Genomic DNA, 13,533 nt, shown 5'->3' with positions numbered 1-13,533 from the left:
CCCGGCGATCGGCTTCCTGGCCCTGGCACGCAAATACAACGATGCCCTGGCCGCCGGCCAGATCCTGGCCCCGGCCAAGAGCATCGAGCAGATGCAGCACGTGGTGTTCAACGCCTACACCAACGCGACGCTGACGGTGTTGTTCCTGTTCGTGGTCTTCAGCATCCTGTTCTACGCGCTCAAGGTCGGCATCGCCGCCTGGGGCACCAAGGAACGCACGGACAAAGAAGCGCCATTCCAGGCCCTGCCAGACGCTTGATAGAGGATTGCAACGATGTTCAATGACTTGAGTCGCCTGGGTAAATACCTCGGTCAGGCCGCCCGCCTGATGGTCGGCATGCCCGACTACGACAACTACGTCGAGCACATGCAAACCAAGCACCCGGACAAGCCGATGATGGACTACGAGGCGTTCTTTCGTGAACGCCAGGAGGCCCGTTACGGCGGCAAGGGTGGGCCCAAGTGCTGTTGAGTTGAGCTAGCCTCAAACCCCATGTGGGAGCGGGCTTGCTCGCGAAGGCGGAGTGTCAGTTAACGATGATGTCGACTGATCCAACGCCTTCGCGAGCAAGCTCGCTCCCACAGTTGTTTTGGGGTGGTCTCAGGATTTGCATACACCACCGATTCCCTGTGGGAGCGAGCTTGCTCGCGATGGCGGAGTGTCAGTTAATGATAATGTCGACTGATCCACCGCCTTCGCGAGCAAGCCCGCTCCCACAAAACCGCTTCCCTTTCAGGCATCAAGGAGATTCAGTTTGTCCTCTCCCATCCCAGTCACCATCCTCAGCGGCTTCCTCGGCGCCGGCAAGACCACGCTGTTGCGCCATCTGCTCAAGGCCGAGCACGGCCTTAAGATCGCCGTGATCGAGAACGAATTCAGCGATGCCGGCATCGACACCCAACTGCTGGGCGACGAGCCGGTGCAGGTCATGACCCTGGCCAACGGTTGCGTGTGCTGCACCATTCACACCGACCTGACCAAGGCCCTGTACCTGTTGCTTGAGCGGCTGGACAGCGGCGAGATCGCCTTCGACCGCCTGGTGATCGAATGCACCGGCCTGGCCGATCCGGCCCCGGTGGCGCAGACTTTTTTCATCGACGAGGACCTGCGCGAGCGCTATATCCTCGACGGCATTCTTACGCTGGTGGACGCTGCTCATGCCGAGATCCACCTGACCCAGGCCATCGCCCAGGCCCAGGTCGGGTTTGCCGATCGCCTGCTCCTGAGCAAGACCGACCTGGTGGACACGGCCCAGGTCCAGGCCCTTGGTGAGCGCCTGACGCGCATCAACCGACGGGCGCCGATCCGGGTGGTCGAGCACGGCAAGATCGACCTGGCCGAGCTGCTCGATATTCGTGGCTTCAATCTCAATGCGGACTTGGGCGCAGGGTTCAGCCTGCGACCGGTCGGCAAGGCCACACCGGGTGATCGCATCAGCAGTTTGGTTCTGCGTACCGATAAGGCGCTGGATATCGACAAGCTCAGCGAGTTCATGAACCAGTTGCTGGAAGAACACGGCAAACAATTGCTGCGCTACAAGGGTGTGCTGAACATCGCCGGCGAGCCCCGTCGGTTGGTGTTCCAGGGCGTGCTCAAGTTGTACGGTTTCGATTGGGACACCGAATGGGCCCCCGGCGAAGCCCGGGAAAGCGTGATCGTGTTCATCGCCGACGAACTGCCCGAAGAGAAGATCCGCGCCGGCTTCGAAGCCGCGCTACGTTAACAGTGTGGCGAGGGGATTTATCCCCGTTGGGCTGCGCAGCGGCCCCAAACCAGGCAACTCGGTGTGCCAGGAAGATTGAGTTAACTGCTTTAGGGCCGCTGCGCAGCCCAGCGGGGATAAATCCCCTCGCCACAACCGCTATGCGACCAGCAGCTTTTGCTCCAGATGGTCCAGGTGCTCATCCATCAGCCGCACCGCTTCGTTGACGTTGCGGCCTTCCACGGCGTCGACGATTGCCAGGTGTTCCTGCCAGGCGCAGTGCCGGCGGGATTTGATCTCGTGTCGCGCCAGGGCCAGCGAGGTCAACGGCACCAGGCTGCCGAGGAATTGCATCAACGGTGCGTTGCCGGCCATGGCCGCCAGTTGCAGGTGAAACTCGCCGGACAGGCGTATCGCCGGGCCACGCTCACCACGATCCAGGCATTGGCGCTCGCGCTCCACCAGATCGCGCAGCAGTTGCAAGTCCTTGGGCTGCGGCGCCTTGCAGGCCAGGCGCACCAGGGTCTGCTCGGCCAGGCGGCGGGCGTGGAGGATCTGCCGGGTCTGCTCCAGGTCTGGCGCGGCGACTTGTGGCCGGTGGTTGGGCCGCAGGATCACCACTTGCTGATGGGACAGGCGCGCCAGGACGCGGCGAATGACACTGCGGCTGACGCCGAACACATCCCCCAGGCTTTCCTCGGTGAAGCGGCTGGCCGGGGCAATGCGTTGTTCGAGGATGGCGTCGAAGATCCGCGGATAGATATCGTCCACCGACGGTTTGCCGACCCGGCCGGGCAGGGGCAGGGCGGCGAGTACATTGCGGTTATGCTGATGGGGCACGAGATTGTTCATGGCGGTCTCCGCAGGCCCAGGCTCAAGTGCCGAGGTTGTCGTCCGGAATATTCAATTCGATGCCCATGCGCTGGCCTTCCCGGAGAATGTGCCGGCGCATTTCGGCGCTGGCCTGTGCGCTGTTCTTGCCCCGGATGGCACGGACCACGGCTTCGTTCTCTTCCAGGCGTTCGGCCAGGTGCTCGGGGGAGTTGCGCAACACATCGGCGCTCTGCTTGAGAGCGTTACTGGTCTGCTGGACCACGTTCTGGAAGATCGGGTTGGACGTCAGGGCAAACAGTTCTTCATGGAAAGCGATGTAGGCGTTGGCGCAGGCGTCGCTGTCGTTGGCTTCCAGGGCTTCGCGCATGTCCATGAGGGTCAGGCGCAACTGGCCGACGTCCTTGCTGCTGATGGACTGGGCCACCAGGCCGACGATGAACGGTTCCAGGGTGTAGCGCAGCTGCAGCAGGTCTTCCAGGCTCGCGCCGGCCATGGCGCTGCCTTCACCGGCAGCATCGTTGAGATGGGCCTCCAGCACCACGACGCCTTTGCCGGGCATCGAGCGCACCAGGCCCAGGGTCTCCAGCACAATCACCGCTTCACGCAGGCTGGGTCGGCTGATGCCCAGTTGCTCGGCCAGCTCGCGCTGGCCGGGCAGCATGTCACCCGAGCGCCATTGGCCCCGGGCGAGGGCGGCGCGGAGTTTCTCCACCACGGAATTGACGACGGTCGATGAACTGATCACATGTGACTCCTTGAAAATCGATCAGGCGATGCCGGTTCGCGGGCCGGCATCGCCGTCTTTCAGAATTGCTGGTGATGGGCACTGCCCACCGGTTTCCTGGGTTGGAAGGTATAGCCTTGTTGGCCGGACAGCACCTTGCGCGCCCGAGGGACGTCGATGTCTTTTTCCCAGCGGGCAATCGCCACGGTGGCCACGCAGTTGCCAATCAAGTTGGTCAGGGCGCGACCGATGCCCATGAACCAGTCCACGGCCAACACCAGCACCAGGCCGACCACCGGGATCGCCGGGATCGCGGTCAGCGTCGCTGCCAGGATCACCAGCGCCGAGCCGGGAATCCCGTGGGCGCCCTTGGAGGTGATCAGCGAGACCAGCAGGATGGTCAACAGATCGCTCATGGCCAGGGGCGTGCCGGTCGCGTTGGCGATGAAGACAATGGCCAGGGTCAGGTAGATCGAGAAACCATCCAGGTTGAACGAGTAGCCGGTGGGAATGACCAGGCCCACGGTGGAGCTGCCGATTCCCAGGTGTTCGAGCTTGCGCATGATCTGTGGCAGCACGGCGTCGGACGACGCGGTGCCGAGTACGATCAGCAGCTCTTCGCGCAGGTATTTGAGGAATGGCAGCATCGGCAGGCCCGACACGCGCATCACCGCACCCAGGATCACCGCGACAAACGCGATGCAGGTCAGGTAGAACAGGCCGACGAGGCTGCCCAGGTGCTGGAGCGACTCCAGGCCATATTTGCTGGTGGTGAAGGCAATGGCCCCGAAGACGCCGATTGGGGCCAGGCGCACGATCATGCCCATGATGCGGAAGATCACGTGGCTGAGTTCGTTGATCAGGCGCGAAATGCCGGAAGCGGCGTCACCGACGAGATTCAACGCACTGCCGAACAGCACGGCAAACAGCAGCACCTGGAGAATGTTGTTTTCCGCGAATGCTCCGATCACCGACGTCGGGATCAGGTTCATCAGGAATTGGGTGGTGGTGACCATGTGCTGGCCGCGCTGGGCGATATCGTTCACGTCCGCGCTGGAGAGCTGCTCCAGGTGGATGTTCGCGCCGCTGCCAATGCCTGTGCTGAAAGCAAGGACCAGACCGATGACCAGGGCGATGGTGGTGAGTATTTCGAAGTAGATGACCGACTTGAGGCCGATACGCCCGACCTTCTTGAGATCGCCGGCACCGGAGATACCACTGACCACCACGCAGAACACGATCAGGCCGATGAGCATCTTGATCAGCTTGATAAAGCCGTCGCCGAGGGGTTTGAGCTGTGCAGAATATTCGGGAAGGGTAAGCCCGCAGACGATGCCGAGCACCAGTCCGAGGACAACTTGAAGGAAGATCGACCGCGAGCACCATTTGAGCATGGGAGGGATTCCTGGTTCGGTGTCCTTGTTCGCCAGGGAGGGCTGGCGTCGGGACTTCATTATTGTGGTCTTACCGGTTTGTCCAGTGCAGGCGCAGTCTAGGCGCTGTTTTCGCGGGGATGCAAGCTCGATTGTGATGATTTGGCTTGACCGGTCTTACCAGTTGGGGCGCGAGCCTTGTCCTTGAGCCTTTTCTCGGCTTGAAAAAAGTTGCCGCAGATGCCGCTGCGTAGGAGCTGTCGAGTGCAACGAGGCTGCGATCTTGTCCCGGACAATTGAGTCGCGAGCGAAAGATCAAGATCAAAAGATCGCAGCCTTCAGCAGCTCCTACAGGGCAGCCCGGTTCCCTCGCCACAATCTGTGTTGTTAAGTGTAAAAGAGTGCGACGCGTACTTTTCTCATAGGATGCTCAGAATGAACATGGCTTTTGACTGTTCTTCTGTCTCGGCAAGATAAAGATAAGGCGAGCCGCGTACCCTTAGTCCCCCGACATGTTTCTTATTGCCTGTCATGAGCGAGATGGGGACATGGCGGGATGTGATGTGCTTGCGCATGATGATGTTTTGCTGATGATCGAGCAGGCTGAAAAGAGTCGGGTTGCGAGTGTTTGGATCACTTACCCCAAATACTTCGAGCCAGCTTTTACTGATCAGTTTGTTGTAGTGTTCACCGGTGTTTTTCAGGGTCAGGAAGTAGCCACCCGCTGTATACCGGAAATGCAGCCGCAATGGCTCGCTGCGCACGCCCTGGTCATCGGCGTGCATGCCGAGCAGGCTTGAGTGATCCTGGGTTTGGGGTCTACCGGTAAAGAATCCACCGCTGAATGAACTGATGGTCGCCATCGCGGGTTTGCCATGCAGCCTTTCCAGCAGATTTACGCGGGTATTTAACATGCTGAGTGTTGCATTAAAGGATTGTTCACTGTCCATGTGAATAAGCGTCCTGTTTTGAGTGATTAGGTTCAGGGGGCAGGAGGGATCGTATGGGTTTACTAATTGCGTGTGGGGTTTTCTGTATTGCAGAAAATTAAGTGTTGGAGGGTGTTAGTTGTTTCGCCCTGTTTTCCAGGGCAATAAAAAAGGCCCGCATCTTTCGAAGCGGGCCTTATTCAACTGCGCTCTAGCGGGCTAATTAAGCGCCGTAGACCGGCAGCTTCTTGCAGATCGCCTTGACCTTCTCACGCACGGCGTCGATGACCGCTTCGTTGTTCAGGTCCGCCAGGATGTCGCAGATCCAGCCAGCCAGTTCCTTGCACTCGGCTTCCTTGAAACCGCGAGTGGTCACGGCCGGGGTGCCGAAGCGCAGGCCCGAGGTGACGAACGGAGAGCGTGGGTCGTTTGGCACCGAGTTCTTGTTGACGGTGATGAACGCCTTGCCCAGCGCCGCGTCGGCGTCTTTGCCGGAGATCTCTTGCTTGATCAGCGACAACAGGAACAGGTGGTTTTCAGTACCGCCGGACACCACGTCGAAGCCGCGCTCGATGAACACGCCGGCCATGGCCTTGGCATTCTTCACCACTTGTTGCTGGTAAGCCTTGAACTCAGGTTGCAGGGCTTCCTTGAAGCAGATCGCCTTGGCTGCGATCACGTGCTCCAGCGGGCCACCCTGGGCGCCCGGGAAAACAGCGGAGTTCAGCTTCTTCTCGATGTCGGCATTGGCGCGCGCCAGGATCAGGCCGCCACGTGGACCGCGCAGGGTCTTGTGGGTGGTGGTGGTGACCACGTCGGCGAATGGCACCGGGTTCGGGTAGACGCCAGCGGCGACCAGGCCGGCCACGTGGGCCATGTCGACGAACAGGTAGGCACCGACCTTGTCGGCGATCTCGCGAAAGCGCGGGAAGTCGAGGATCTGGGAGTAGGCGGAGAAACCGGCCACGATCATTTTCGGCTTGTGCTCGAGGGCCAGGCGCTCGACTTCGTCGTAGTCGATCAGGCCGTTGCCGTCGATGCCGTACTGGACGGCGTTGTACAGCTTGCCGGAGGAGGAAACGCTGGCGCCGTGGGTCAGGTGACCGCCGTGGGCCAGGCTCATGCCCAGGATGGTGTCACCGGCCGACAGCAGCGCCAGGTACACGGCGGAGTTGGCTTGGGAGCCTGCGTGCGGCTGGACGTTGGCATAGTCGGCACCGAACAGTTGCTTGGCGCGGTCGATGGCCAGTTGCTCGACCACGTCGACGTACTCGCAACCACCGTAGTAACGCTTACCCGGGTAGCCTTCGGCGTACTTGTTGGTCAGTACCGAGCCTTGAGCTTCCATCACCGCGGGGCTGGTGTAGTTTTCCGAAGCGATCAGCTCAATGTGCTCTTCCTGGCGCTGAGCTTCTTGCTCCATGGCGGCAAAGAGATCGGCGTCGTACTTGGCAATAGTCAAATCACGGCTGAACATGGCGGTCCTCAAGGATCGGGGGCAGAAAAGGGGGGCATTCTACCTCAACCGGTTTTGGAAGGCATATGAAAGGGCGTCATGTCGCGGACGAATGGGTTTCACGCAAGAGGGGCGTTGCCTGTACTGGCCTCATCGCGGGCAAGCCTTGCTCCCACAGAAGCCCGCTTTCCCCTGTGGGAGCAAGGTTTTCCACAGAAGCCGGTGTTCCCCTGTGGGAGCAAGGTTCTCCACAGAAGCCGGTGTTCCCCTGTGGGAGCAAGGTTCTCCACAGAAGCCGGTGTTCCCCTGTGGGAGCAAGGTTCTCCACAGAAGCCGGTGTTCCCCTGTGGGAGCAGGGTTTTCCACAGAAGCCGGTGTTCCCCTGTGGGAGCAGGGTTTTCCACAGAAGCCGGTGTTCCCCTGTGGGAGCAGGGTTTTCCACAGAAGCCGGTGTTCCCCTGTGGGAGCAGGGTTTTCCACAGAAGCCGGTGTTCCCCTGTGGGAGCAGGGTTTTCCACAGAAGCCGGTGTTCCCCTGTGGGAGCAGGGTTTTCCACAGAAGCCGGTGTTCCCCTGTGGGAGCAGGGTTTTCCACAGAAGCCGGTGTTCCCCTGTGGGAGCAGGGTTTTCCACAGAAGCCGGTGTTCCCCTGTGGGAGCAAGGCTTGCCCGCGAGAGGCCGGCCCAGATAGTACAAGGCTTCAGTCGAGCATGAACAACGCATCATTGCTGAACTGCGCTTCAAACCGGGTGGCCGGCATCGGGCGGCCGAACAGGTAGCCCTGGACTTCGTCGCAGCCGTGTTCGCGCAAGAAGTCCAGTTGCTCGTGGGTCTCGACACCCTCGGCGATCACCGCCAGGTTGAGGCTGTGGGCCATGGCGATGATCGCCCGGGCGATCTGCGCATCCTGCTCGCCGGACGGCAGGCCGTCGACGAAGGTGCGGTCGATCTTCAGCACATCGATGGGGAATTGCTTGAGGTAGTTGAGCGACGAATAACCAGTGCCGAAGTCATCGACGGCGATGCTCAGGCCCAGGTTCTTCAACCCGGCCAGGATCTGCATTGCCTCGCTGACTTCGCGCATCAGGATACTTTCCGTCAGTTCCAGCTCCAGGCAGGCTGGCGGCAGGCCGGTGCTGCGCAGGATATTGGCGATGCGCGTGCCCAACTGGCCGTCGGAGAACTGCCGGGCCGAAATGTTGACCGAGACCTTCGGCACCCGGACCTTGGCCTGGTGCCACGTCCTGAGCTGCCGACAGGCTTCGGTGATGACCCAGTCGCCCACGTCCACCACCAAACCGAGTTCTTCGAGTACCGGAATGAAGTCCCCCGGCGGCACCAACCCGCGTCGCGGATGGCGCCAGCGCAGCAGGGCTTCGGCGCCAGTCAAACGTTTGCCATCGCCGCTGAACTGCGGCTGGTAATACAGCACGAACTCGTTCTGTTCCAAGGCGTGGCGCAGGTCGCTTTCCAGCTCCAGGCGCTCCAGGGCGCTGGCGTTCATGTCGGCCTGGTAGAACTGGAAGTTGTTCTTGCCACGCTCCTTGGCGTGATACATGGCCGTGTCGGCGTTCTTCATCAATTGGCTCAGTTCGTTGCCGTCCTGGGGGCTCAGGGCGATACCGATACTGGCGGTGACGAAGAACTCCCGGCCTTCGAGCACGAATGGCCGGACCAGGCTGGCGAGGATCTGCTCGGCTACGTTGATTGCCCGGTTCAGCGCCATTTCGCGGCTGGCGCGTGGTTGCAGCAGCAGGGTGAATTCATCGCCACCCATGCGTGCCACGGTGTCGTCGTCGGCGACGCAGCCGAGCAGGCGCGTGGCCATTTCCTTGAGCATCCGGTCGCCGGCGGCATGGCCCAGGGAGTCGTTGATCGGCTTGAAGCGGTCCAGGTCGAGGAACATCAGCACGACCCAGGTCTTCTGCCTATCGGCCGATTGCAGCGCGGTGTGCAGGCGATCCTGGAACAGCGTGCGGTTGGGCAGGTGAGTCAGGGCGTCGTAATAGGCCAGGCGATGAATGCGCTGCTCGCTGGCCTTGCGTTCGCTGATGTCGCTGAAGAAGCACACATAGCTGGCCAGGTCGCCTTCGTCATCCAGCACGGCGGTGATGCCGACCCAGGCCGGGTAGTGCTCGCCATTGCGGCGCTTGAGCCAGACTTCGCCTTCCCAGGTGCTGTGCTGTTGCAACTGCTTGAGCACGTAGCGCAGGTGCGCCTCCTGCTGCTCGTCCACGGTCAGCATGTTGGGCAACTGGTCCAGCACTTGCGACACGGCATAACCGCTGACGCGACTGAAGGCTTCGTTGGCCTGGACAATGTAGCCAGCCGGGTCGGTGATCAGGATCGCCGAGGTCGAGTGCTCGAAGACCGTGGCGGCCATGCGCAGGTCTTTTTCGGCGCGACGCTGCTGGCTGATGTCGCGACCGACGCCGAGCACGCCTTCGAACGCGCCGTGTTCATCCCACACCAGCACCAGCCGCAGCTCGATGGGAATCTTGCGCCCGTCGGCACGCAGGCAGTCGAACAGGAACAACTGGGTCTGCATCTGGTTGCGCAGCTCGGCCAGTTGGTCGGGCTTGTCGAGGGCCTTGCTGACCCGGTCCATCAGGCTGTAGATGCCGGTCAGTTGTTGCGGGTTGGCGATGATCGATTGCCAGCCGCTCTGGAAAATCCAGTCGGCGGTGTAGCCCAGTACCGCTTGCACCGACGGGCTGACATAGTTGAGCGAAAGCTTGCTGTCGGTGGAGAAAATCACGTCGCTGATGCTTTCGGCGAGCATCCGGTAGCGCTGCTCGCTGTCACGCAGCGATTCGCTGGCCTCGATCTGCTCGGTGACGTCCTTGGCCACGCCGATGATTCGTGTCACCTGGTTATGCCGGTCGCGGGCCAGGGCCTGTTCGCGAATGTCGAAGCAGCGCCATTTGCCATTGCGATGGCGAAAGCGCAATTGGCATTGCAACAGTTGCGTGTACCCGCCCCGGCGTTGTTCCTGGCGCAGGTTGTGGTAGTGATCGGCGTCGTCGCTGTGCAACAGGATTTCCCAGAAGTACTCGCCCATCTGGTGCAGTTCGGTGCGGTCGTAGCCCAGGGTCTGGCCCAGGTGATGGTTGCTGAAGATCATCCGCTGGCTGATGACGTCCTGCACATAGAGATGATCCGGCACGGTGCGCACCACGTCGGACCAGAAACCTTCGCGTTCGAGCAGCGAGAGTTCGATCAGCTTGCGGCTGGTGATGTCGCTGATGCTCAGGATGACCGCATTATAGTCATGCTGTTTTTCCGGCAGGCGCAGCACCAGCCACAGGTGCTGGTCGCGGCCATGGGCGTCCTGGAGCTTGATTTCCAGTTCCAGTTGCTTGTGTTGGTCGAGCAACGCTTCGAGCAGCTTCGAGCCAACGGGGTTGTTGTCCTGCGCGCCCTTGCCGACCAGCAGTTGCCAGGCCTGATCGCAAGAGTCGACGTTGAGCAGTTTCAACGCCATCTGGTTGACTTCGGTGACGTGAACTTCCTGACGCAATTGCTCGAGTTGATGAGCGGTTTTCACCCAGGCGCGCAATTGATCGCCGTTGTGCAGGCCGGCCCGCTCAAAAAAGGCCTTGAGCCCCGACAGGTCGAGCACGCACAGGGCCACGCCGGTGCCTTCGAAAATATCCTGGTAGCGCCGTCGTCCTTCATGCAACTGTCGCTGGCGCCGACGCATGTTCAAGAGCGCGATCACTGGCAACAACGAAAACGCCAGGCCCAGCAGGCATTTGCCGATGAACGCCGGCAGCAGTTGCTCGATCACCTGGCGACGGTCGAACAGCCCTCGCAGTTGCCAGTCGCTGCTGCTCAGGGGCACCGTCAGTACGGTGTTTTTCAGGTCATCCGGGGATAGATGGGTAGGGCTGCTCGAGGGCAGGCTTTCGTCGCGGCTGATGATCTGCTGGTTGAGACGGTTTTCCACCAGCCACAATGGGCGCAGCCCCGTATCGGCCTGCTTGGTCAGGGTGGAGAAAAAGCTTGGGGTCAGGCGCAGGGCCCAGTAGCCACGGCTGCTACCGCTGGCCTGGTGCAACAATAGATGCACCACGGAGCCGTCTTCGACATTGCTGAAATAATGCGCCTGGGCCCGACTGCGCCGCACCAGTTCACCCAGGTAATCGGCGTCGTGGCTGCCGGCGTCGCTGTCACTGAGCACTCGACCGGAGGGGCTCAGCAGGGCCAGGCTGCGCAGTTCAGGCAACGACTGCTGGAGTTTGCGAACCAGTGCCTGCTGTTCGTCGGCCGTTTGTGGTTGTTCGACGATCGGTAGCAGGTTGAGGGCGATTTGCGCGTTCAGGGCCATGTTCAGGCTGACCTGTGCGGCAAGATCGGCGGTGTAGTCGATGGTGTATTGGCGCTGTTGCTGTTGGGTTTCGCGCAGTTGATCGAGCAGTTGCCAGAACAGCAAGCCGAGCAACAGCAGCACCAGGGTGGCCAGGCCACCCTTCAATGTCCCGCGCAGGGGCGAGCCGGGCACGACAGCGGGTGCGCGAGGGGACAGGGGCGGAGTGACGTTGGACAAGCTGTAATCCTGCGGTTTGCTGGACTGGCGCGACGTGCACTATAAGCCGGACGCCCGAAGGGCGGCTAGCATGCCTTGAGTTGTGGCAAAGTGCCAGCCCTTGGCGGCTGGACCTTGACCGACGGTTGAGGTAGCTTTGCCGGTCAAACAAGAGCGTTCCAGCTCCAGATTCCCAGGCTCTATCCGCCCGCAGGCATTGATGACCGTCAAGAGCCGGCGCCGCGCATGGCTTGGCTCGTTCTTTTCACCTGTCACTGACGCTAGGTTCACCATGGCTCAATACGTCTTCACCATGCATCGGCTGAGCAAAGTTGTTCCGCCGAAGCGGGAAATCCTGAAAAACATTTCTCTGTCCTTCTTCCCCGGCGCCAAGATCGGCGTACTGGGCCTCAACGGTTCGGGTAAATCCACGCTGCTGAAAATCATGGCCGGCGTCGATAACGAATTCGACGGCGAAGCCCGCCCGATGCCGGACCTGAACATCGGCTACCTGCCCCAGGAACCTCAGCTGGACCCGAGCAAGACCGTCCGTGAAGTGGTCGAGGAAGCGGTTAGCGTGATCAAGGACGCCCAGGCGCGCCTCGACGAGGTCTATGCCGCCTACGCCGACCCGGATGCCGATTTCGACAAGCTGGCCGCCGAACAGGCCAAGCTCGAAGCGATCCTGCAGGCCAGCGACGGCCACAACCTGGACCGCCAGCTGGAAGTCGCCGCCGATGCGCTGCGCCTGCCGGCCTGGGACGCGAAGGTCGAACACCTGTCTGGTGGTGAGAAGCGCCGCGTGGCCCTGTGCCGCCTGCTGCTGTCGGCCCCGGACATGCTGCTGCTCGACGAACCGACCAACCACCTGGACGCCGATTCCGTCGCCTGGCTCGAACATTTCCTGCACGACTTCCCTGGCACCGTGGTTGCGATCACGCACGACCGTTACTTCCTGGACAACGTCGCCGGCTGGATCCTGGAACTCGACCGCGGCGCAGGCATTCCGTACGAGGGCAACTATTCGGGCTGGCTGGAAGCCAAGTCCGATCGTCTGGCCCAGGAATCCAAGCAGCAGTCGGCCCATGAAAAAGCCATGAAGGAAGAACTGGAGTGGGTGCGCAAAGGCGCCAAGGCCCGCCAGTCCAAATCCAAGGCACGTCTGCAACGCTTCGAGGAAATGCAATCCCAGGAATTCCAGAAGCGCAGCGAAACCAACGAGATCTACATCCCGGCCGGTCCGCGCCTGGGTGACAAGGTCATCGAGTTCAAGAACGTCACCAAGGGGTATGGCGACCGCGTGCTGATCGACAACCTGTCGTTCTCCATGCCAAAAGGTGCCATCGTCGGTGTGATCGGCGGTAACGGCGCGGGTAAATCCACGCTGTTCCGCATGCTGATGGGCAAGGAAACGCCGGATTCGGGCAGCATTGAAATCGGTGAGACCGTGCAACTGGCCTGCGTCGACCAGAGCCGCGAAGACCTGGACGGCAGCAAGACCGTGTTCCAGCAGATCTCCGACGGTTCCGACCAGATCCGCATCGGCAACTATGAAATCCCGTCGCGCACTTATGTGGGCCGCTTCAACTTCAAGGGCGGCGACCAGCAGAAGTTCGTCAAGGACTTGTCCGGTGGTGAGCGCGGTCGCTTGCACCTGGCGTTGACCTTGAAGGAGGGTGGCAACGTCCTGCTGCTCGACGAACCGTCCAACGACCTCGACGTCGAAACCCTGCGTTCCCTGGAAGAAGCCTTGCTGGACTTCCCGGGCGCCGCCATTGTGATCTCCCACGATCGGTGGTTCCTCGACCGCGTGGCGACCCACATCCTGGCGTACGAAGACGACTCGCAAGCGGTGTTCTTCGAAGGCAACTACACCGAGTACGAAGCCGATCGCAAGAAACGCCTCGGCGAAGCCGCTGCCCAGCCGCATCGCGTACGGCACAAGAAACTGGCCTGATTCGGTCGGTTGCATAAAAAACGGAGCCTT

At 61.2% G+C, this 13,533-nt stretch carries 9 protein-coding genes and 1 pseudogene; 4 read left to right on the top strand and 6 right to left on the bottom strand.

What is annotated here, in order from left to right; translation table 11 throughout:
* The 3 genes and pseudogenes from CFII68_RS24275 to yjiA form a co-directional block, all read left to right on the top strand.
* Positions 1–259 (top strand): annotated as a pseudogene (locus CFII68_RS24275) (carbon starvation protein A); the annotation flags it as partial.
* Positions 260–274: 15 nt separating this feature from the next.
* Complete coding sequence (locus CFII68_RS24280; protein ID WP_003182142.1) at positions 275–472, top strand: YbdD/YjiX family protein; 198 nt, start codon at positions 275–277, stop codon at positions 470–472.
* 283 nt (positions 473–755) lie between these two features.
* Positions 756–1,724, top strand: coding sequence for a GTPase (gene yjiA / locus CFII68_RS24285; RefSeq protein ID WP_018601037.1), 969 nt, complete (start codon positions 756–758; stop codon positions 1,722–1,724).
* 138 nt (positions 1,725–1,862) lie between these two features.
* Here the strand turns inward: yjiA and CFII68_RS24290 are convergent, their stop codons facing one another.
* The 6 genes from CFII68_RS24290 to CFII68_RS24315 all read right to left on the bottom strand — a co-directional run bounded on the left by CFII68_RS24290 (position 1,863) and on the right by CFII68_RS24315 (position 11,567).
* Positions 1,863–2,555, bottom strand: a complete 693-nt coding sequence (locus CFII68_RS24290) for a GntR family transcriptional regulator (protein WP_018601035.1) — start codon at positions 2,553–2,555, stop codon at positions 1,863–1,865.
* Positions 2,556–2,577: 22 nt separating this feature from the next.
* Positions 2,578–3,282, bottom strand: coding sequence for a FadR/GntR family transcriptional regulator (locus CFII68_RS24295; RefSeq protein ID WP_018601033.1), 705 nt, complete (start codon positions 3,280–3,282; stop codon positions 2,578–2,580).
* A gap of 59 nt (positions 3,283–3,341) precedes the next feature.
* Positions 3,342–4,655: a C4-dicarboxylate transporter DctA gene (locus CFII68_RS24300; RefSeq protein ID WP_018601032.1), complete on the bottom strand. Its 1,314-nt coding sequence runs from the start codon at positions 4,653–4,655 to the stop codon at positions 3,342–3,344.
* A 398-nt stretch (positions 4,656–5,053) separates the two neighbouring features.
* Positions 5,054–5,584 carry a hypothetical protein gene (locus tag CFII68_RS24305; RefSeq protein WP_018601031.1) on the bottom strand — a complete coding sequence of 177 codons (531 nt, stop codon included), beginning with the start codon at positions 5,582–5,584 and terminating at the stop codon, positions 5,054–5,056.
* 202 nt (positions 5,585–5,786) lie between these two features.
* Entirely contained in the window at positions 5,787–7,040 is a 1,254-nt protein-coding gene (gene glyA / locus CFII68_RS24310) for a serine hydroxymethyltransferase (protein ID WP_018601030.1), read from the bottom strand.
* A 678-nt stretch (positions 7,041–7,718) separates the two neighbouring features.
* Entirely contained in the window at positions 7,719–11,567 is a 3,849-nt protein-coding gene (locus CFII68_RS24315) for a bifunctional diguanylate cyclase/phosphodiesterase (protein ID WP_033062357.1), read from the bottom strand.
* Between the two features lie 271 nt (positions 11,568–11,838).
* On the opposite strand from CFII68_RS24315, the gene ettA reads away from it, so the two are divergent.
* A complete protein-coding gene (ettA, locus tag CFII68_RS24320) occupies positions 11,839–13,503 on the top strand; it encodes an energy-dependent translational throttle protein EttA (protein ID WP_018601028.1) in 1,665 nt (554 codons plus the stop codon).
* Positions 13,504–13,533: the final 30 nt, after the last annotated feature.

It is taken from the genome of Pseudomonas sp. CFII68, assembly GCF_000416195.1.
Lineage (GTDB): Bacteria > Pseudomonadota > Gammaproteobacteria > Pseudomonadales > Pseudomonadaceae > Aquipseudomonas > Aquipseudomonas kilonensis.
Note: the sequence above shows the minus strand (reverse complement) of the source record. Positions and strands in the feature narration are given on the sequence as shown.